We start from the raw sequence: 18,895 nt of genomic DNA on the forward strand, positions 1-18,895 counted from the left end.
GGGTTCGCTTCGCGCCCCGGAATGACACCTGTGTTTCGGAGAGATCTCATGTCCGCCAACAACGCATTCCACATCGCCGTGCTCGGCGGCGACGGCATCGGCCCGGAGGTGATGGCGCCGGCGCTCGAAGTGTTGCGCAAGATCGAGCAATCGACCGATCTCCGCTTCCGCTTCACCGATGCGCCGGCCGGCGCCAACAATTACAAGGAGACCGGCAAGTCGATGCCCGACTCCACGGTGCGGCTGTGCGAGGAGGCGGATGCAATCCTGCTCGGCGCCTGCGGCCTGCCGTCGGTGCGCTATCCTGACAACACCGAGATCATGCCGCAGGTCGAGCTGCGCTTTCATTTCGATCTCTATGCCGGCGTGCGGCCGGCGCGGCTGATCCCGGGCGTGCCGAGCCCGATCGTCGGCGCCGATCAGAAGGGCATCGATCTCGTCGTGATCAGGGAATCCACCGAAGGCTTGTTCGCCTCGATGGGCAAGGGCGTGGTCACCGACAGCGAGGCGCGCGAGACGCTGGTGATCACGCGCAAGACATCCGAGCGATTGTTCGAGTTCTCGTTTCGCCTCGCCGAGCGGCGCAAGGCGCGCGGCCGCGTCGGCGGCGGGCTGACCTGCGTCGACAAGGCGAACGTGTTCAAGGCATTTGCGTTCTTCCGCGACATGTTCGACGAGGCCGCCAAGCGCCATCCCGACGTCAAGACCGATCGCCTCTACGTCGACGCCTGCTCGGCGCTGCTGGTGAAGCGGCCTTGGGATTTCGACGTGATGGTGATGGAGAACATGTTCGGCGACATCCTGTCCGACCTCACCGCCGGCCTGATCGGCGGCATGGGCATGGCGCCGTCGGCCGACATCGGCGACCGCCACGCCGTGTTCCAGCCGTGCCACGGCACCGCGCCCGACATCATGGGGCAGGGCAAGGCCAACCCGACTGCGATGATCCTCTCGGCCGCGATGATGCTGGACTGGCTCGCCGACAAGCATGGTGTCGAGAGCGCTGCCGAGGCCGGCGAACGGATCGAGCGCGCGGTCGACAAGGCCTATGCCGGCGGTATCAAGCCGATGGAGTTCGGCGGCAGCAACGGCACCGCAGACGTCGCCAAGGCGGTGCTGGCCGCGCTTTAAACGTACAGGATGCGGTCCCCGCGCGCTGGCAGAAAATGAGGGGACACTTAAAATGAGGGGGCTGAAGCCCCCTCATTGATCACGAAAACTTGCGCATGATCTCCGCGCAGATGCTTCGCTTTGTCGCGGGGACAGCCGCTCGAAGCCTTAGCGCCGATGCCCGCCGTGGTGTCCGCCGCCATGGTGGCCGCCATGATGACGGTGCCCGTGATGATGGTGGTGGTGACGGTAGTGCGGCCGATGATGCCATCCGTGATGGCGCGGTCCGTAATAGCCGTAAGGGCCCGGCCGCCACGTGCAGCGGCCCCAGCGATCGCAGACCTGGCGGACCTGATCGACGCTGGACGTTTCGCCTGCGATGTGGCCGGCCTGCGGAAGCCCGTTCGGCATCGCCGATGCCGAACCCGACATCAAGGCAACGCCTCCGAGCGCGGCCAGTCCAATAACAGCAAGCTTGATGTTCATTGAATTCTTCTCCTTGGTTGAAGCCTGAAAACGTCGATGCGGCGGCTTGGTTGCTGCGACAAAAAGCCGAGCCGCGCGCAGTTCGTTTTCAGGGAAGCCGGTTCAACGCAGCAAATGCGGGAGTTGTGAGATGGCGCGGCACGCTGGCGACAATCGGCCGCGCGACAGAATGGCGGCGTGCGGCGTGAACGCGCAGCATGCACGTGCAAACGCGATCAGTAGAAGCTCGCGAATGCGCACATCGGCTCCTGCGCAGCGACACGCCCGATGAGGAGCGGTAGCAATTGAGAAAGAAGAGACGACACAAGAGGAGAAGACAGGACTCAAGAAAAAAAGCGCTGCCATCACAGATAGCAGCGCTTCAAAAATCTACCCAGCCCGAGCGGCGTGTGGCCGTCGCGGTGACCGGCCATCGGCCGGTCCGTTCGCACTGTCAATCGCGTTCGCGGCGTAGCGAACGGACCTGGGTCGCCGCTCAGTCTTCGTTGGCGGCGATCGATTCCATCAGCGAGACCAGCTGGCGCTGCACGGTCTGGTCCTTGATCTTGCTGTAGGCGCGCAGCAACCGCAGGCTGAAAGCGCTGTCCAGGAAGAGCAGGCTCTCGACTTCGCGGGCCTTGTTGTCGCCGTCGTAGAAGAAGGTCACCGGCACATCGAGTGCGGATGCGATCTGCTGAAGACGGGCGGCGCCGACGCGGTTGACACCCTTCTCGTACTTCTGAACCTGCTGGAAGCTGACGCCGAGCTTGTCGCCGAGCTCAGCCTGCGAAATCTTCTGCTCGACGCGGCGCAGACGAATCCGCTTGCCCAACTCAATGTCCGGCTTGCCGGCACTGCGCTGTTTCATCTTCTTTGCTGCTGATCTGTTCATTCTTGTGACCCCGTCCTTCAATCGGGAATCCCTGGCCCGCTTGGGTCAGAGACTCGGCCATGATGTACCGCGTTATGCTCGTATGGACCGTCAGTTCATCGTGAACTACGTAAATCCAAGAAGACCGCGGGATGGTATCCAAACGCTCGCGCGCATTGGAAGCACCCATTTACCGACACGCCCGACTACCTGAAGTCGATCGCGCCAAGGTGTCTACCCGACACCCCGCCCTCAACATTTGGCAAAATATTGACCAAACCACAACTAGCGCGAGTTTGATCGTCACAGATTTTGCGCGCATGCTTACTGGCGGCACTGATACGCGTGTTCCGTATTTCTACGGGCGGTGTGTATATTACGGGCAGCTTATTTAAGATGCAACCCCTGCTGGTGCAGCCTGAGGTCGTGGCCGCCGTGGTCAGGGCGTGCGCCGGAGGCCGCCAATCCGGCGAAAGTTTGAGATAAGTCCAAGTCACGCTTTCGGAATGTTGCTGGACAATTCCCCAAAAGTTCTGAATCATCCGGCCCATTGTGTGCCTACCACCGGCGAACTCTGGCGGGAGGGGCCAATGAAGCGAAAGAGGGGAACACGTCGATCCGACCTCGCGGCTTCGGGAGTACAGGATATGCCGGTCGCAAGTACGGAAGAACGGTTGCTGTCGCTGCTCGCGACGCTGGAGGAATGTCAGGCGTTTCTGCTCGACAGAGGAAGCGCCGAGACTGCGCGGCTGTTGTCGCTCGCCATCCTCGAGCTTCGGATGGAACTCCATAAGGTGACCGATACCGAGCTCAAGGCCCTGTGCGACATGATGGCGTCGAACGAGCAGGCGCAGGGGACGGCCGCGGCCAAGCGCTTCCCGCCGTATCTCAAGCTCGTCAAGTAGACCTCCGCCGACCACGCGCCGTTCGCCCTCCCTTGCGGCGCGCGGCAGCGTCCGGGCGCCTCAGCCCGTCGTCACATCGACCGTTTCGGCGCCGTCGAGCACGCGGCGCGCCTGCTCGCGGTCGAGATCACCTTCCCATGCCGCGACCACCACGGTGGCGACGCAGTTCCCGATCAGGTTGCCGACGGCGCGTGCCATGCCGATGAACCAGTCGACCGAGAGCACCAGCACGAGGCCGATGGCGGGGATGCTGGGTACCGCGTTCAGCGTCGCCGCCAGGATCACGATCGCCGAGCCGGGCACGCCGTGCGCGCCCTTCGAGGTGATCAGCGACACGCCGAGCACCAGCAGCAGGTCGCCGAACGACAGCGGCGTGTTGGTCGCCTGCGCGATGAACACGACCGCCAGCGTCAGATAGATCGAGAAGGCGTCGAGGTTGAAGGAATAGCCGGTCGGAATCACGAGGCCGACCACCGAATCCTTGACGCCGAAGCGCTCCAGCTTGCGCATCACCTGCGGCAGCACCGCGTCGGAGGACGCGGTCGCGACCACGATCATCAGCTCCTCGCGCAGGTAGCCGAGGAATTTGAGGATGTTGACTCCGGCGAGCGCCATCACGGCGCCGAGCACACCGAGCACGAAGATCGCGACCGCAACGTAGAACAGCGCGACCAGCGACAGCAGCTGCTTCAGCGAACCGACGCCGTATTTGCCGACGGTGTAGGCGACGGCGCCGAGCACGCCGATCGGCGCGAAGCGCACGATCAGGCCCATGGCGCGGAACAGCACGGTCGAGACCGCGTCGATGAAGGAGGTGACCTTCTCGCCCTTGTCGCCGCCGACCAGCGCGAGGCTGATGCCGAAGATGATGGCGAAGAACAGCACCTGCAGCACGTCGTTGCGCGACAGCGCGTCGAAGGACGTGGACGGGATGATGTTGAGCAGGAAGCTGCCGATGCCTTCGCCCTTCAGCTTCTGGGCATTGCTGGCATAGTTGCCGAGCGCCGTGGGATCGAGCGTCGAGGCGTCGATGTTCATGCCGTGGCCGGGACCGAACAGATAGGCGAGCAGGAGGCCGATGACGAGCGCGACCGTCGTCATGACCTCGAAATAGACCAGCGCCTTGACGCCGACGCGTCCGACTTTCTTCAGATCGCCGGCGCCCGCGATGCCGTGCACCACGACGCAGAACACGATCGGCGCCACGATCATCGAGATCAGTTTCAGGAAGGCGTCGCTGAAGATCTTCAGGCCGACGGCAAAGTCGGGCGCGGCCATGCCGATCACGATGCCGAGCAGCAGCGCCACCAGCACCTGAACGAACAGCGACGTGTAAAGCGGCTTGCGCGTCTCGGCGGCTACCGCCGTGATGGTCGACATGACTTCCCCCTGATTTTGGCCGGCCCCGACCGCTTGGCTTAGCAACTTGCGTGCCAAAATGTCGCGGTGAGCCGGCCAGGCCGCGCGGGTCAGTCGTCGTCGTTCAGCGCGCAGCTCACGGCGTAGACGACGCCCTCGGGCCGGAAATCGACCTTGGCCTCGCCGCCCAGCTGGTCGCGGGCGCTGCGCTCGATCAGCCGCGAGCCGAAGCCGCGCTGCAGCGGCGGGCTCACCGGCGGGCCGCCGACCTCGGTCCAGATCATCCGCAGCATCCGGCCCGACGCTTCGTCGCGGACCTCCCAGTCCAGCGCCACCGTGCCGGCGTGGTTGGAGAGCGCGCCGTATTTGGCGGCGTTGGTCGCGATCTCATGGACGATCATTGACAGCACCACGGCCAGCCGCGGCGACAGCGGCACGCGCGGCCCGGATACCCCGATGCGCTCCGGAGCGTTGAGCAAAAACGGCTGCAGCACGCGCGCGACCACGTCCTGAAGGTCGGAGCCCTGCCATTTCGCCATGCTGAGCAGATTGTGCGCCTCGGCGAGCGCGCCGAGCCGCCCTTCGAAGGTCTCGCGCTCGGCGCGGCTCGCGTTGCGGAAGGTCTGCATGGTGATCGACTGCAGGATCGCCAGCGTGTTCTTGACGCGGTGGTTGAGCTCCTCGATCAGGAGATCGTGCAGCGCCTCGCCACGCGCGATCGTGGTCGCCATCCGCAGTGCGAAACCGAGCCCGACCAGGAGCAGCACGCCGCCGATTACGCTGGTGATCGCAAGCGAGCGCCACAGCGGCGCAATCAGCGAGCTCTCGGCGATCCCGGCGGCGACGGTCCAGCCGGTAATGCGCGATCGGGTAAAGCCGGTGATCAGCGCTACGCCTTCCAGCGATACGGTCGGCAACGTCGTTTCGTTGCTGCGGAACATCTCGGCGTAGAGCGACGGCGAGGCGCGCTGGCCGATGGTCGCCTGCGGATTGGGGACGCGCGCGAGATTGACGCCGTCGCCGTCGAAGATCGAGATGGTCCAGTCCTGGCTCAGGCGCTGCTTCTCGATCATGGCCTGGAACACTTCGAGCGGCGGGCTGAACGAGATGTCGTAGATGACTTCGCCATCGCGGATCACCGGCACCTCGACGGTGATGATCAGGCTCTGCTTCACCGCGCCGAAGAACAGGTTGGAGTAGACCGGCTGCCGCGTCGTGAACACCTTCTCGACGATATCGAGATTGTTGCGCGGCGGCAGGCTCGCGGTCTCCGTCGTGAGCGAGGAGAATAGCTGGCGACCGCGGCGGTCGGAAACCAGCACCACGCCGTCCTTGCCGTACTGGTCGAGGAAGCCGAACGCGATGCGGCGGAAATTGTCGAAGTCGCCGTTGCGCAGCGAGTTGGTCAGGGCCAGCACCTGCAGGGCGCCGGTCATGCGCTGCATCTCGGCATCGAGCAGCAGGCGGATGCTGCGCGCCGTATCGAGCACGCGCTGCGTGGCGTCCTGGCGATCCTGTTGATAGTTGTGGAAGACGATGCCGGCCGCGAAAATGATCAGCGGCAACATCGTTCCCGCGACCAGCAGCGCGAGACGGACTGGCAATGTCAATTTCGGCACGAACGTCCCGGCTCAAATGCCCATTTTGCCGCAACTTACGAGAAGTCGAAAAAATCCGCCAAGGAAATTACCGGCGGCGGCCGGAAAAATTCCGCGGCGCCCGGTGGGCGCCGCGGAACGGCAGTCGTCAAAGATTGCTGTCGGTGATCGCGGCATAGACCAGGGTGCGCAGCTCGCGCCGCAGCGGGTAGGCGCTCGACGGCAGCACCTGTGTCATGAAGATCATGATCATCTCCTCGGCCGGGTCGATGAAGAACGACGTCGTCGCCGCACCGCCCCAGTTGAATTCGCCGGGGCTGCCGGCGATCAGGGTCTGCGCCGGGTCCATGGTGACGGCGAAACCGAGGCCGAACCCGATGCCGTTATAGGTCGCCTCGCTGAACAGCGAACGTGACATGCCGGGCAGGTCGAGGCCGCCGGGCAGGTGGTTGGAGGTCATCAGCTTCAACGTCTTCGGGCCGAGCAGCCGGACGCCGCCGAGCTCGCCGCCATTGAGCAGCGCGCGGCAGAAGGTGAGGTAGTCGGCCGCGGTCGAGCACAGCCCGCCGCCGCCGGAGATCAGCGAGGGCGGCGACAGGAACGAACTGGTGGTCGGGTCGTCCTGCAGCGTCAGCGTGCCCTTGCGATCGGCAGCCAGCGGATTGAAGCCGCCCTGCGGATCGGCGGAATAGCAGGCGGCGAAGCGGTGCGCCTTGTCGGCCGGCACGAAGAAGTCGGTGTCGTTCATGCCGAGCGGCTTGAAGATGCGCTCCTTGAGGAACTGCTCGAACGGCATGCCCGAGATCTTGCCGACGAGATAGCCGAGCACGTCGGTGGCGACCGAGTAGTTCCAGGCATCGCCCGGCGAGAATTCGAGCGGGATCTTGGCGAGGTCCTCGATCATGGTGTCGAGCGTGCCGGCCTTCTCGACCTCGCCGATCTTCTTCTCGCGATAGGCGGCATCGACGTTGGAGCGCTGCTGGAAGCCGTAGGTGAGGCCCGAGGTGTGACGCAGCAGGTCGACGATCAGCATCGGCCGGCCCGGCGGGCGGGTCAGGAAAGCGGGCGCGTTGCCGGCGACGAACACGCCGAGGTTCTTCCACTCGGGAATGTATCTGGCGACCGGCTCGTCGATCGCGACCTTGCCTTCCTCGACCAGCATCATGAACGCGACCGAGGTGATCGGCTTGGTCATCGAGTAGATGCGGAAGATGGTGTCGTCCTTGACCGGAACCTTGCGCTCGAGATCGGCGAAGCCCTGCACCGTGGAATGCACCACCTTGCCGCGGCGATAGATCAGGAGCTGCGTCCCCGGGAAGCGGCCGGCATCGATGTAGCGGGTCTTCAGATGCGCCTCGAGACGGTTCAGCGCTGCGGTCGACATGCCCGCGGATTCGGGTGAGGCAGAGGTGGGGGCTAGCATCGGGCTCTTCTCCGGCTGACGAGGGAAGGTTTGATAGCCGAAAAGTGTCCGCTGCACCATTCCGCCGGCGCTTACCTGCATACGGTCGGTGGTGTACGGTGCGGCCTGCAATCGTGCTCTGTCCAGGGGCCGGGGATCACGTCAAGGGAAACGCCAGATGACCCAATTCAACGACACCGAGCTGACCGCCGCCGTCATCAAGAGCTTCGACCAGACACCCGATCCGCGGGCCAAGTTCCTGCTGCAGGAACTGGTGAAGTCGCTGCACGACTATGTGCGGAAGACCGATCTCACCTTCGAGGAATGGGACTACGCGATCGGCTTCCTGACCCGGACCGGCCAGAAGTGCACCGACATTCGCCAGGAATTCATCCTGCTGTCGGACGTGCTCGGCGTCTCGATGCTGGTCGATGCGGTCAACCACCGGGATCGCGACGGCGCCACCGAGACCACGGTGCTCGGCCCGTTCTATGTCGGCGAGCACAAGGTGACGCCGCACGGCACCGACATCTCGGCAAGCGTGCCCGGCGAGCGCATGTTCGTGCAGAGCCGCGTCACCGATCTGAAGGGCAAGCCGCTGGCGAATGTGCCGGTCGATGTCTGGCATGCGGACGACGACGGCTTCTACGACTCGCAGAAGGCGAGCTACGCCACCGAGGGCGCCTCGTCGCGCGCGCGCTTCATCACCGATGCCGACGGCCGCTTTAGTTTCCGCACCATCCTGCCGTGCAGCTATCCGATCCCGACCGACGGTCCGGTCGGCCAGATGATCACGCAGACCAACCGCCATCCGATGCGGCCGGCGCATGTGCACTTCCTGGTCAACGCCAAGGGCCATGAGCCGCTGATCACGCATGTCTTCATCGACGGCGACAAGTACATCGACTCTGACGTCGTGTTCGGCGTGAAGGACGAACTGATCGCCAAGGTCGAGAAGCGCAGCAGCGATGCGGTGATGCCGGACGGCAAGACGTCGGATGGGCCGTGGCACCTGATGACCTACGAATTCCATGTGAAGCCGGGCGGCGGCATGGCGCCGGCGCCGCTCGGGACCAAGGTCCCCGAGCACGCCTGATCAATCGCCGAACGCTCTTGCTCAATTCTTGTGCGGAGCACAAGAATTGAGCGGGGCGCCAAATTTGAATGCGCGCGGTGACGCCGCCGCGTGCTGCGACATAGTTCGCAACTCGTTCCCAGCAATCGCATTTTTGCGCTGCAGCGATTTGGCACGCGGCTTGAATAGTTAGTCGCCGACGCCATCGACGCCGTCCCTTGAGACCAATGATCCGAATTGTGCTGCCGCAACCGGGCCACCCCGGAACGCGCCCTCATGCGTGGACAGCGGCGACGCCAGACGGACGGCCATCCTCAGCACCGAAGCAGAAGGACGAGACTGCCCATGACCAAGCGCATCGACCGTAGTTCAGGCCACGGACCGAGCCGACGCCAACTCCTCAAGGCCGCCAGCGGCACCGCGGCGCTGCTTGCCGCCGCGAAGCTGAACTTCCCCGCCGGTGCGTTCGCGCAAGGTGCGGGTCCGGAAGTGAAGGGCGCCAAGCTCGGCTTCATCGCACTCACCGACGCCTCGCCGCTGTTCGTCGCCAAGGAGAAGGGCATCTTCGCCAAATACGGCATGCCCGATGTCGAGGTGCAGAAGCAGGCCTCGTGGGGCACCACGCGCGACAACCTCGTGCTCGGCTCCGAAGGCAACGGCATCGACGGCGCGCATATTCTCACCCCGATGCCGTATCTGATCTCGGCCGGCAAGGTGACGCAGAACAATCAGCCGACGCCGATGTACATCATGGCGCGGCTCAATCTGAACGGCCAGTGCATCTCGGTCGCCAAGGAATATGCCGACCTGAAGATCGGCGTCGACACCGCGCCGTTCAAGCCGGCGCTGGAGAAGAAGAAAGCGGGCGGCAAGGCGGTGAAGGCGGCGATGACCTTCCCCGGCGGCACGCATGATTTGTGGATCCGCTACTGGCTCGCCGCCGGCGGCATCGATCCCGACAAGGACATCGAGACCATCGTGGTGCCGCCCGCGCAGATGGTGGCCAACATGAAGGTCGGCACGATGGATTGCTTCTGCGTCTGCGAGCCGTGGAATCTGCAGCTGATCCACCAGGACATCGGCTACACCGCGATCACCACCGGCGAGCTCTGGGACAAGCACCCCGAGAAGTCGTTCGGCCTGCGCGCCGCCTGGGTCGACAAGAACCCGAAGGCCGCGAAAGCGTTGCTGATGGCTGTCATGGAAGCGCAGCAGTGGTGCGAGACGGCGGAGAATCGCGAGGAGACCGCAGCGATCTGCGCCAAGCGGCAGTGGATCAACTGTCCGGTCGAGGACATCACCGACCGAATGAAGGGCAAGTTCGACTACGGCACCGGGCGCGTGGTCGAGAACTCGCCGCAGCAGATGCGGTTCTGGAAGGACAACGCGTCCTATCCCTATCAGAGCCATGACCTCTGGTTCCTCACCGAGGACATCCGCTGGGGCAAGTACGAGGCAGGCTTCGACACCAAGGCGCTGATCGCCAAGGTCAACCGCGAGGACCTGTGGAAGGAAGCCGCCAAGGAGCTCGGCGTGTCGGACATTCCGGCCTCGACCTCGCGCGGCAAGGAGACCTTCTTCGACGGCAAGGTGTTCGATCCCGCCGATCCCGCAGCCTACCTGAAGTCGCTCTCCATCAAGCGGGTTGAGGTCTGATTTGCCGATATCGGCCGCGCCTGGCGCGGCCGCCCGTCTTTTGATCACGGAGATTCATTTTCGATGTCGATGCCTGCCATGAAGACCGAAGTCACCGCGGTCGCGCTTCCGCCGGCCGCTCACGCGGCGCCGGTCGTGACCATGACGCCGAAGCGGCCGCCGCGCGCCGAGACCTACACCAGGATGGCGAAGGAGGCCGCGGTGCGCGTGGTGCCGCCGCTGATCGTGGTCGCACTGCTGCTCCTCGTGTGGGAGCTGATCTGCCGCCGCGCCGGCTCCAGCCTGCCGCCGCCCTCGAAGGTGTTCAAGGACACCAAGGAGCTGATCCTCGATCCGTTCTTCGACAATGGCGGCATCGACAAGGGTCTGTTCTGGCATCTTTCCGCCAGCCTGCAGCGCGTCGCCTACGGCTATTCGCTGGCGGCGATCGCCGGCATCGCGCTCGGCACGCTGGTCGGCCAGTCGGTCTGGGCGATGCGCGGACTCGATCCGCTGTTCCAGGTACTGCGCACTATCCCGCCGCTGGCCTGGCTGCCGCTGTCGCTCGCCGCGTTCCGAGACGGCCAGCCGTCGGCGATCTTCGTGATCTTCATCACCTCGATCTGGCCGATCATCATCAACACCGCGGTCGGCATCCGCAACATCCCGCAGGACTACCGCAACGTCGCCGCCGTGGTGCAGCTCAATCCGCTGGAATTCTTCACCAAGATCATGATCCCGGCGGCCGCGCCCTACATGTTCACCGGCCTGCGCATCGGCATCGGCCTGTCGTGGCTTGCGATCGTCGCGGCCGAGATGCTGATCGGCGGCGTCGGCATCGGCTTTTTTATTTGGGATGCTTGGAATTCTTCGCACATCAGCGAGATCATACTGGCGCTGTTCTATGTCGGCATCATCGGCTTCGTGCTCGACCGCCTGATCGCGGGGCTGGGCAAGGTCGTGACCCGCGGCACGGCTGCGAACTAAGGGGGCAAGTCATGCAGGCCTATCTGAAGCTCGATCACATCGACAAGACCTTTAGCCGCGGCAATGCCACCACCGAGGTGCTGAAGGAGATCAACCTGACGATCGACAAGGGCGAGTACGTCTCGATCATCGGCCATTCGGGCTGCGGCAAGTCAACCCTGCTCAACATCGTCGCCGGCCTCACCGGCACCACCAACGGCTGCGTGCTGCTGGAGAACCGCGAAGTCAATTCGCCGGGGCCGGATCGGGCCGTGGTGTTCCAGAACCACAGCCTGCTGCCTTGGCTCACTGTCTACGAGAATGTCAGGCTCGGCGTCGACAAGGTGTTCGCCAGGACCAAGAGCCGGGCCGAGCGCGACGCCTGGGTGATGCACAATCTCAGCCTGGTGCAGATGGCGCATGCCAGGGACAAGCGCCCGAGCGAGATTTCCGGCGGCATGAAGCAGCGCGTCGGCATCGCGCGGGCGCTCGCGATGGAGCCGAAGGTGCTGCTGCTCGACGAACCGTTCGGCGCGCTCGACGCGCTGACCCGTGCGCATCTGCAGGATTCGGTGATGGCGCTGCACCAGAAGCTCGGCAACACCATCCTGATGATCACCCACGACGTCGACGAGGCTGTGCTGCTGTCGGACCGCATCGTGATGATGACCAACGGCCCGAGCGCGCGGATCGGCGAGGTGCTCGAGGTGCCGCTGGCGCGGCCGCGCAAGCGGCTCGAGCTCGCCACCAATCCGGCCTACCTGAAATGCCGGCAGCGCGTGCTCGAATTCCTCTACGAGCGTCACAGTTTCGTGGAGGCAGCTTGAAGTCATCCCGCATCGGGCGGCGCAGCGTTGAACCGAAGCGCAGCGCCTGGTTACCAATGCTCATGTTTTGCAAGTCATTTCAGAACCAGGGAGAGTCGAGATGAATCCGGCCCAAATCAAGCTGGTTCAGGACAGTTTCGGCAAGGTCGCGCCGATCTCGGAGCAGGCCGCGGTCATCTTCTACGATCGCTTGTTCGAAGTGGCGCCCGCCGTGAAGGCGATGTTCCCGGCGGACATGAAGGAGCAGCGCAAGAAGTTGATGACGACGCTCGCCGCCGTCGTCAACGGGCTGGGCAATCTCGAGACGATCCTGCCGGCCGCGAGTGCGCTCGCCAAGCGTCATGTCGGCTACGGCGCCAAGCCCGAGCATTATCCGGTGGTCGGCGGCGCATTGCTGTGGACGCTGGAGAAGGGCCTCGGCGAAGCCTGGACGCCTGACGTCGCTGCTGCCTGGACCGCGGCTTATGGCACGCTGTCCGGCTACATGATTTCGGAAGCCTACGGCGCAGCATAGGCGGTCGAGCAGGAGGCGTCGCCGGCGCATGCCGCGCGAATAAATTCCGGTTTGAACTGAATCGCCCTCCGCGTCATTGCGAGGAGCGAAGCGACGAAGCAATCCATCCCTCCGCAAGCGGATAGGTGGATTGCTTCGCTGCGCTCGCAATGACGGAGAGAAGTGACTAAGGTCCACCCGCTCCGCCAACGGGTGAACCAAGAAAATGATGTATCTGGAAACGCCGCCCAAACTGATCCCGACCGAAATCTTCTCCGCTGTTCCCGCCGAATTCCGCCGCAAGGTTGCGACCGAATGGGCCGACGCCAACCGGCCCGGCGCGGTGACCGACTGCTTCATCGAGGGCCCGTCGTTCGATGCTGCCGGCAATCTCTACATCGTCGACATTCCGTTCGGCCGCATCTTCCGGATCGCACCTGACAAGACCTGGTCGCAGGTTGCCGAATATGATGGCTGGCCCAACGGGCTCAAGATCGATGCCAAGGGCCGTATCCTGATCGCCGACTATCGGCATGGCCTGATGGAGCTCGACGCCAAATCAGGCAAGGTCTCGCCGCTGCTGCGCTCGCGCAATTCGGAATCGTTCCGCGGCTGCAACGACCTGCACATTGCGTCGAACGGCGACATCTATTTCACCGACCAGGGCCAGACCGGCCTGCACGATCCGACCGGCCGGGTCTATCGCTTGCGCGCGAGCGGCCAGCTCGACTGCCTGCTCGATACCGGCATCAGCCCGAACGGACTGGTGCTCGATCCGCACGAGGCCGTGCTGTTCGTCGCCATGACGCGCGATAACGCGGTCTGGCGCGCGCCGTTCATGAAGGACGGCAGCATCTCCAAGGTCGGGCGCTTCTGCTCGCTGTTCGGCCCGAGCGGGCCCGACGGCATGACGATGGACGCCGCCGGGCGGCTGTTCGTCGCGCACGCCTCGCTCGGTCATGTCTTCGTGTTCGCGCCGAACGGCGAGTGCATCGCGCGGATCAAGTCCTGCGCCGGGCAAAGCTGCACCAATGTCGCGATCGGCGGCGCCAGGCGCGACCGGCTGTACATCACGGAGTCGGTGACCGGCTCGGTGCTGGTCGCCGATATCAGCGGGCTCGGTTAGATCGTCGCCTTCGATGCGTGCTTTCTACCCGTCATCCTGAGGTGCGAGCGTAGCGAGCCTCGAAGGATCGACGGCCACCGGCGGGGCTGTACATCTATCCATTTGCCATCCATCTCTCCACATCGTCGTCCCGGCGAAAGCCGGGACGACGATGTGGAGCGATCGTCGTTCCATGCCGCTGCGCGGATGCATCACACGGCTGAGGCGACGCCCTTGCGTTCCGGGAAGGGCGAGTCGTACAGCCAGGCCAGCTTATCGCAGAATTGTTCGAGACTGGTCTGCCGCATCAGATGGTTGCGCAGCAGTGCGTGCACGCCGGCCGGATGGTACACATGGGTGCCGAGTTCCCTGGCCTGCAGCTGAACCCGCGCCGTCCGCATCAGGCGAACGTCGCGGTACTTCGCCAGCGCCAGTTCGAAATCATCGGGCATGTCGCCCAGCAACTCCGCCAGCCAGACCGCGTCCTCCAGCGCCATGCAGGCGCCTTGCGCGAAATATTGCAGCATCGGATGCGCGGCGTCGCCGAGCAGGGCCACGCGCCCGTCGACCCAGCGCTCGATGGGGTCTCGATCGCACGTCACCCAGGCCTTCCAATCCTTGCCGTGATGAATAATCGCCTTGGCGCGCGGATGGACATCACGGAAGCCTTCGAGAACCTCCTCGTGGGTGACCGGCTTGGCGGCAAACGCTTCCGGCGGATCGTTGTGGCAGGTGATGGCGAGGTTGAAGACCTTCCAGCCCGACAGCGGATAATGCACCAGATGGCATTTGGCGCCGGCCCATAGCGTCGCGGCGTTCCAGCGCAGATCTTCCGGCATCTGCTCGGTCGGGATCACCGATCGATAGGTGGTGTGGCCGGCAATCCGCGGCGGCCCGTCGTTGACGGCCTGCTGGCGGATGCGCGACCTGAGTCCGTCGGCACCGATCAGGAGGCTGCCCGTGACGCGCTCGCCGGATTTCAGCCGGGCACTGACTGTCTCGCCGTCCTGGTCGTAACCGACCACATCGCAATCGCTGCGCAGCGTGATAGCGGGATGCGCCTCGCAGGCGCGCAGGAATATGCCGTGCAGATCGCCGCGATGGACCACCGCATAGGGATTGCCGAACCGCCGGCGGAAATAGCTGGTGAGGTCGATGCTGGTGATCTCCTCGGCCGAGATCGCATCCATAAGCCGCAATTGGTCGATGAACACCGCCGCCGCGCGGGCGGCCTCGCCGAGATCGAGATGGTCGAAAGCATGGAAGGCGTTCGGGCCGAGCTGGATGCCGGCGCCGATCTCCTGGTAGCGCGGCGCGCGCTCCAGCACGGTGACCTGAAATCCCCTGCGGGCCAGTGCGACCGCCGCGGCCAGTCCGCCAATGCCGCCGCCTGCAATGATGATCGGATCCCTGCGCATGTCGTCTCCCTGTGTTGGTCTATTTCCTCGGTACCTTGCGCCGCCGGCCGGCGCTGCCCTTGGCGTCCGGCTTCGTCTCGCGCGTCTCTTTCGACGTCGCCGCCGGGGGCACCTCGATCAGCCCGGCCTCGACCTCGTGTTCGAGCCGGTCGAGATTTTTGTAGAGCTCGACCAGCACCTGCTTGAGCTCGGCGGCTTCCTTCGCCGACATCGCGCCGGTGGCGACCTCCTCGTAGTACTGGGCGATCGGCATCAGCCGGTTTGCCAGCGCGGCACCTTCAGGCGTCAGCGCGACCTGCAGGCTGCGCTGGTCGTTCTCCGGCCGGTCGCGCGTCAGCAGGCCGGCGCGGCTCATGTCGGCAACGATGCGCGATAGCGTCGAGACGTCGGCCGAGGTCAGCTCCGCGATCTCGCCGAGCCGCAGCGCGTGTCCCTGCTCGGATAGCGCGGCGAGCACGCGGTACATCGGCAGCGTCAACTTCTCGTGACGGATGACGCGCACGAACAGATCGCCCATCCGCACGCCGAGCCGCGCGAGCAGATAGGGAAGCGAATTCGAAAATCGGTACATGGGCTTAGGTCCGGGCTTGATTCCTGGCGGGAGATCGTCGCCCGGAATAGCCAGCGGTCTTCGCATCGGCAATATTTGCATATAAATCATTTGCAAATGCAACTTTCTCATTGACAAATATTTGGACCGGATGTTTTCTCCTGTCAACACGGAAACGAGCCGGGAGGCGGAAAGGACGACGCCATGCAGGGAAAGATCGCGCTGGAGGAGCATTTCGCCATCGAGGAGACGCTGCGCGACAGCGCCGGTTTCTCGCCGGCCGACGACTGGACCGAGCTCAAGGCTCGCCTGCTCGACATCCAGGACCGCCGCCTCGCGGAGATGGATGCGCACGGCATCGAGATCATGCTGCTGTCGCTCAACGCGCCGGCGATCCAGGCCATCCCCGACCGCAGCCGCGCGCTGGAGCTGTCGCGCCGCGCCAATGATTTCCTCGCCGAGCAGGCGGCGCGTCGGCCGCTTCGCTTCCAGGGCCTCGCCGCGCTGCCGATGCAGGATCCCGAGGCCGCGGCACGCGAGCTCGAGCGCTGCGTCAGCGCGCTGAAATTCCGCGGCGCGCTGGTCAACGGCTTCAGCGAGGTCGCGGGCCAGGACGGTGCGGTCTACTACGACCGCAAGGAGTTCTGGCCGTTCTGGTCGGAGGTCGAGCGTCTCGACGTTCCCTTCTATCTGCATCCGCGCAATCCGCTCGCGAAGGATGCCGCGATCTACGACGGCCATCGCTGGCTGATGGGGCCGACCTGGGCGTTCGGCCAGGAAACCGCGGTGCACGCGCTGCGCCTGATGGGCTCCGGCCTGTTCGATGCCCATCCGCGGCTGCAGATCATCGTCGGTCACATGGGCGAGGGCCTGCCGTATTCGATGTGGCGCGTCGACAACCACAACAAGTGGATGCGGGCCCAGAACGTCTATCCGGCCAAACGCAAGATCGCCGATTACTTCCGCGAGAACTTCTACATCACGACATCGGGCAATTTCCGCACCCAGACCCTGATCGATGCGATGCTCGAGATCGGCGCCGACCGCATCCTGTTCTCGGCCGACTGGCCGTTCGAGAACATCGACCATGCCGCCGAGTGGTTCGACACCGCGACCATCTCCGAAGGCGATCGCCTCAAGATCGGCCGCGACAATGCGCTCCGGCTGTTCAAGTTCTAGCACCAGCGAGTTCAACCTGCCGCGAGAGCAGGGCGCATCATCATTTCACATGGAGGAAATCGTGAGCACTTCGTCCGCAATCGACGTGCACGAGGAATTGTCCGGCGCGGCCATCGGCCGGCTGCACAAGATCCTCGGCGTCCTGATCACGCTGATCACGCTGTTCGATGGTTACGACACGTTCAACCCGGCCTACGTCATCCACTACGTGGCGAAACCCTGGGGGCTGTCGCCGAGCCAGGCGGGCCTGCTGGTGAGCTCGGGCCTCGTCGGGTTCCTGTTCGGCGCGATCGGGCACGGCAGCGTCGCCGACCGGCTCGGCCGGCGCGGCACGCTGCTGGCGGGGCTGTGGGTCGTCAATATCTTCACGCTGCTGACCGCGATGGTGGCGAACGATTTCTGGAGTTTCTGCACGCTGCGCTTTGCGACCGGTCTCGGGCTCGGCGTGCTGCTGCCGCTGGGCACGACGTTCGTCAACGAGCTGGCGCCGCGCCGGGTCAGCAACGCGTTCTCGCTGTGGGGGGTGACGCTGGGCTGGTCGCTCGGCGGCGTCTGCGCCGGCCTCGTCGGCGTCTATCTGACGCCGCACTACGGCTGGCAGATCCTGTATTATCTCGGCGCGCTGTCGATCCCGCTGACCTTTGTCGCCCACGCGCTGCTGCCCGAGAGCCCGCAATTCCTGGCGGCGCGGCAGCGCACCGGGGAGCTGCGTACGCTGCTGGCGCGGCTGCGGCCGGAACGGGCGGCGGCCTATCGTGACGCGACTTTCGTCACGGCCGATGCCGCGAGCGTACCGAACCCGATTGCGGCGCTGCTCAGCCCGCGCTATCGCCGCGTCTCGCTGACGATCTGGATCACGGCGTTCCTCTCGCTATTCGCGATCTTCGGCCTGACCGGGTGGATCCCGACGGTGATGCAGAAGCGCGGTGAGACCTTCGCGGCCTCGTTCGGCTTCGGTGCGCTGATGCAGGCGATGTCGTTCGTCGGCGGCCTCACGCTGGCGATGCTGGCCGACCGCAATTTGTTCGCCACGCCGCGCTATCTCGCCACATGGTGGCTCTGCGGCGGCATCGCGGTGCTGGCGCTGGTGTTCGTCAGCGGCCACGGCGTCAACCTCGCCATCGTCGCGATCGCCGGCTTCTGCATCATCGGCGCCCAGCACGTGCTCAACAACTTCACCGCCGGGTCCTACGAGACGCTGCTGCGCGCCAGCGGCGTCGGCATGGAGCTCGGCGTCGGCCGCGTCGGCGCGATCCTCGGTCCCTTCGTGATCGGACTGCTGCAACAGACGACCGGCGGCCCCGACGTCGTGTTCTGGGCAATCGGCGGCGCTGCGATCGTCGGCGCCGTGGCGATCGGATCGCTCAGCCTCGCCGCCGCGCCGCGGCCGGCCGCGGTCGACACCGCGCCGGCAGAGTGACGGGATCATCTGTCATGTCGACCAACGCACCGAGGCGATGCTTGCTGAAAGGAAACCGCTAATGTCCAGTTCCACCCAAATTTCGGTAGGCGCCAAGGCGGCCGGGCTGCCCGACTCCCTCGTCCTGCTGTTTGCCCGCCTCGCCGTCGCGCCGCTGTTTCTCTACAGCGGCACCGGCAAGCTCAGGGCGTTCTCCGCGACCGCCGCGCGCCTCGGCGGCGCCGACGGCATCGGTTCGGTTCTCGCGGCCGGCGCGACGGCGGTCGAGCTCGGCTGCGGCATCGCGCTGCTGCTCGGCCTGTTCGCGCGGCCGGCGGCCATTGCGCTGTTCCTGTTCACGATCGCCGCGACGCTGATGTTTCACAATTTCTGGGCCGCGCCCGAGGCGCAGGTCGTGACCCAGACCATCAACTTCCTGAAGAACCTCGGCCTGCTCGGCGCGCTCGCCATGATCGCCTGCTACGGACCCGGCAGCTATGCCGTCAATGCGGGCAGCAAGCCGGGTGCGGGCTCCTGA

The 18,895-nt window shown here is 64.8% G+C and carries 18 protein-coding genes; 11 read left to right on the forward strand and 7 right to left on the reverse strand.

Annotation, left to right across the window (positions count from 1 at the left end):
* The first annotated feature begins 48 nt into the window (after positions 1-48).
* Positions 49-1,131, forward strand: coding sequence for an isocitrate/isopropylmalate dehydrogenase family protein (locus JQ633_RS16870; RefSeq protein ID WP_211986177.1), 1,083 nt, complete (start codon positions 49-51; stop codon positions 1,129-1,131).
* 147 nt (positions 1,132-1,278) lie between these two features.
* Here JQ633_RS16870 and JQ633_RS16875 read toward each other — a convergent pair whose 3' ends face one another.
* Both JQ633_RS16875 and JQ633_RS16880 read right to left on the reverse strand, forming a co-directional pair.
* Positions 1,279-1,596, reverse strand: coding sequence for a hypothetical protein (locus JQ633_RS16875; RefSeq protein ID WP_249159426.1), 318 nt, complete (start codon positions 1,594-1,596; stop codon positions 1,279-1,281).
* Between the two features lie 475 nt (positions 1,597-2,071).
* Positions 2,072-2,467, reverse strand: a complete 396-nt coding sequence (locus tag JQ633_RS16880; protein ID WP_094194089.1) for a helix-turn-helix domain-containing protein — start codon at positions 2,465-2,467, stop codon at positions 2,072-2,074.
* A 569-nt stretch (positions 2,468-3,036) separates the two neighbouring features.
* On the opposite strand from JQ633_RS16880, the gene JQ633_RS16885 reads away from it, so the two are divergent.
* The gene (locus JQ633_RS16885; protein ID WP_211986178.1) at positions 3,037-3,351 is read left to right on the forward strand and encodes a hypothetical protein; all 315 of its coding nucleotides are present in this window, start codon (positions 3,037-3,039) and stop codon (positions 3,349-3,351) included.
* A gap of 60 nt (positions 3,352-3,411) precedes the next feature.
* Here JQ633_RS16885 and JQ633_RS16890 read toward each other — a convergent pair whose 3' ends face one another.
* From JQ633_RS16890 to JQ633_RS16900, 3 genes are all read right to left on the reverse strand, one after another.
* Positions 3,412-4,731, reverse strand: coding sequence for a dicarboxylate/amino acid:cation symporter (locus tag JQ633_RS16890; protein WP_211986179.1), 1,320 nt, complete (start codon positions 4,729-4,731; stop codon positions 3,412-3,414).
* Between the two features lie 89 nt (positions 4,732-4,820).
* Positions 4,821-6,278 carry a sensor histidine kinase gene (locus JQ633_RS16895; protein WP_249159451.1) on the reverse strand — a complete coding sequence of 486 codons (1,458 nt, stop codon included), beginning with the start codon at positions 6,276-6,278 and terminating at the stop codon, positions 4,821-4,823.
* 178 nt (positions 6,279-6,456) lie between these two features.
* Positions 6,457-7,731 (reverse strand): serine hydrolase domain-containing protein, encoded by a 1,275-nt coding sequence (locus JQ633_RS16900; RefSeq protein WP_211986181.1) that lies wholly within the window; start codon positions 7,729-7,731, stop codon positions 6,457-6,459.
* A gap of 157 nt (positions 7,732-7,888) precedes the next feature.
* Between JQ633_RS16900 and JQ633_RS16905 the strand changes: the two genes are divergently transcribed.
* From JQ633_RS16905 to JQ633_RS16930, 6 genes are all read left to right on the forward strand, one after another.
* On the forward strand, positions 7,889-8,806 hold the full coding sequence (locus JQ633_RS16905; RefSeq protein ID WP_211986182.1) for an intradiol ring-cleavage dioxygenase: 918 nt from the start codon (positions 7,889-7,891) through the stop codon (positions 8,804-8,806).
* Between the two features lie 324 nt (positions 8,807-9,130).
* The gene (locus JQ633_RS16910; protein ID WP_211986183.1) at positions 9,131-10,441 is read left to right on the forward strand and encodes a CmpA/NrtA family ABC transporter substrate-binding protein; all 1,311 of its coding nucleotides are present in this window, start codon (positions 9,131-9,133) and stop codon (positions 10,439-10,441) included.
* Positions 10,442-10,504: 63 nt separating this feature from the next.
* Positions 10,505-11,407: a nitrate ABC transporter permease gene (ntrB, locus tag JQ633_RS16915; RefSeq protein ID WP_211986184.1), complete on the forward strand. Its 903-nt coding sequence runs from the start codon at positions 10,505-10,507 to the stop codon at positions 11,405-11,407.
* An 11-nt stretch (positions 11,408-11,418) separates the two neighbouring features.
* Positions 11,419-12,213, forward strand: coding sequence for an ABC transporter ATP-binding protein (locus JQ633_RS16920; RefSeq protein WP_211986185.1), 795 nt, complete (start codon positions 11,419-11,421; stop codon positions 12,211-12,213).
* 100 nt (positions 12,214-12,313) lie between these two features.
* Positions 12,314-12,727, forward strand: coding sequence for a globin family protein (locus JQ633_RS16925; RefSeq protein WP_211986186.1), 414 nt, complete (start codon positions 12,314-12,316; stop codon positions 12,725-12,727).
* 205 nt (positions 12,728-12,932) lie between these two features.
* The gene (locus JQ633_RS16930) at positions 12,933-13,832 is read left to right on the forward strand and encodes an SMP-30/gluconolactonase/LRE family protein (RefSeq protein ID WP_211986187.1); all 900 of its coding nucleotides are present in this window, start codon (positions 12,933-12,935) and stop codon (positions 13,830-13,832) included.
* 191 nt (positions 13,833-14,023) lie between these two features.
* Here JQ633_RS16930 and JQ633_RS16935 read toward each other — a convergent pair whose 3' ends face one another.
* Positions 14,024-15,229, reverse strand: coding sequence for a 3-hydroxybenzoate 6-monooxygenase (locus tag JQ633_RS16935; protein WP_211986188.1), 1,206 nt, complete (start codon positions 15,227-15,229; stop codon positions 14,024-14,026).
* 19 nt (positions 15,230-15,248) lie between these two features.
* Entirely contained in the window at positions 15,249-15,800 is a 552-nt protein-coding gene (locus JQ633_RS16940) for a MarR family winged helix-turn-helix transcriptional regulator (RefSeq protein ID WP_211986189.1), read from the reverse strand.
* 183 nt (positions 15,801-15,983) lie between these two features.
* Here JQ633_RS16940 and JQ633_RS16945 point away from each other — a divergent pair, with 183 nt between their 5' ends.
* From JQ633_RS16945 to JQ633_RS16955, 3 genes are all read left to right on the forward strand, one after another.
* A complete protein-coding gene (locus JQ633_RS16945) occupies positions 15,984-16,958 on the forward strand; it encodes an amidohydrolase family protein (protein WP_211986190.1) in 975 nt (324 codons plus the stop codon).
* Between the two features lie 61 nt (positions 16,959-17,019).
* Positions 17,020-18,378, forward strand: a complete 1,359-nt coding sequence (locus JQ633_RS16950; RefSeq protein WP_211986191.1) for an MFS transporter — start codon at positions 17,020-17,022, stop codon at positions 18,376-18,378.
* Positions 18,379-18,439: 61 nt separating this feature from the next.
* Positions 18,440-18,895 (forward strand): DoxX family protein, encoded by a 456-nt coding sequence (locus tag JQ633_RS16955; RefSeq protein WP_211986192.1) that lies wholly within the window; start codon positions 18,440-18,442, stop codon positions 18,893-18,895.

This window comes from Bradyrhizobium tropiciagri, assembly GCF_018130505.1.
Classification (GTDB): Bacteria; Pseudomonadota; Alphaproteobacteria; order Rhizobiales; family Xanthobacteraceae; genus Bradyrhizobium; species Bradyrhizobium tropiciagri_B.